Raw genomic sequence first — 1,414 nt, forward strand, 5'->3', positions numbered from 1 at the left:
TCTGGCTCAGGGCCACGCCACCGAGACCGGCGATGCCCGAGCCGAGGCCGAAGGCGAGCATGTCCACACGGCCGGTGGGCACGCCGCAGCAGGCGGCCATGTTGCGGTTCTGGGTGACCGCACGCACGTTCAGGCCTAAACGGGTTTTGTTCAGCAGCAGCCAGGTGAGCACCACCACAAACAGGGCAAAACCGATGATCACCATGCGGCTGTACGGCAGCACCAGGTTGGGCAGCACTTGCACGCCGCCGGACAGCCACGCCGGGTTGGCCACTTCAACGTTCTGCGCGCCGAACAGCACGCGCACCAGTTGAATCAGCATCAGGCTGATGCCCCAGGTGGCCAGCAGGGTTTCCAGCGGACGGCCGTAGAGGTGGCGAATCACCGTGCGTTCCAGGGCCATGCCGATGGCTGCGGTGACGAAAAACGCCACCGGCAGCGCCACCAGCGGATAGAAGGCCAAGGCTTCCGGTGCCAAGCGCTGAAACAGAATTTGCACCATATAAGTGGAGTAGGCGCCGAGCATCAGCATTTCGCCATGGGCCATATTGATCACCCCAAGCAAGCCAAAGGTGATCGCCAGGCCCAAGGCGGCCAGCAGCAAAATCGAGCCTAAGGACAAGCCGCTAAAGGCCTGGCCAAGTAATTCGCCTACCAGCAGGCGGCGTTTTACCTGCGCCAGGCTGGTTTCAGCGGCGGTGCGTACGCCGGCATCGGTTTCCACCGCGGGGTCGAGCAAACCTTCCAGGCGTGTACGTGCCTGTGGGTCGCCGGTTTCGCCCAACAGGCGCACGGCGGCCAGGCGAATCGCGGGGTCAGGGTCGATCAGTTGCAGGTTGGCCAAGGCCAGGGAGAGGGCGTCGCGCACGGCGTCATCGTCTTCACTGGCGACCCGCGAATTGAGCAATTGCAGCTGCGCCGGTTTAGCGTTTTTCTGCAATTGCTGGGCGGCGGCCAGGCGGATGGTCGGCTCTTTATCCAGCAATTGGTGGCTGGCTTGGGCGGTGCCAATCAAGCCGCGCAGGCGGTTATTCAGTGGCAGCTTTTTCGGCTCGGAAGCCGGTTGCGCTTCGCCGCCTTCAGCCGCTTGCCAGCCGCTGTCGGTTTGAATAAACGGGGCCTTGTTGCTGTCGCTGGCCAAGCGGCCTTTTTGCAGGGCTTCGATCAGCGCCAAACGGTTGTTATCGGGGTTGGCGGCCCAGCTTTCCAGCAGGGTGGCCTGCTTGGCGGGGTTGGCCGCAACAAAATCGGCTGCGTCGCCGGCCTGCGCGCTTGGCGCCAGCAGGGAGAGCAGCAGAGGGAAAAGGGGTAGAGCGCGGAGCAGGGCAGAGAGCATAAGAGCGTCCTTGGAGATCGTGCCGGACGATAGGGTGGGAAGGGATTCGCGTAGGACGCGTCCCTCACCCCCGGCCCC

General features: G+C 63.8%; 1 protein-coding gene. It reads right to left on the bottom strand.

What is annotated here, in order from left to right:
- Positions 1 to 1,336 (bottom strand): urea ABC transporter permease subunit UrtB (gene urtB, locus AAAB16_RS07570; RefSeq protein WP_340662796.1); only part of this gene is annotated, 1,336 nt, incomplete at its 3' end.
- Positions 1,337 to 1,414 lie beyond the last annotated feature (78 nt).

The organism is Pseudomonas sp. (assembly GCF_037994325.1).
GTDB lineage: Bacteria > Pseudomonadota > Gammaproteobacteria > Pseudomonadales > Pseudomonadaceae > Aquipseudomonas.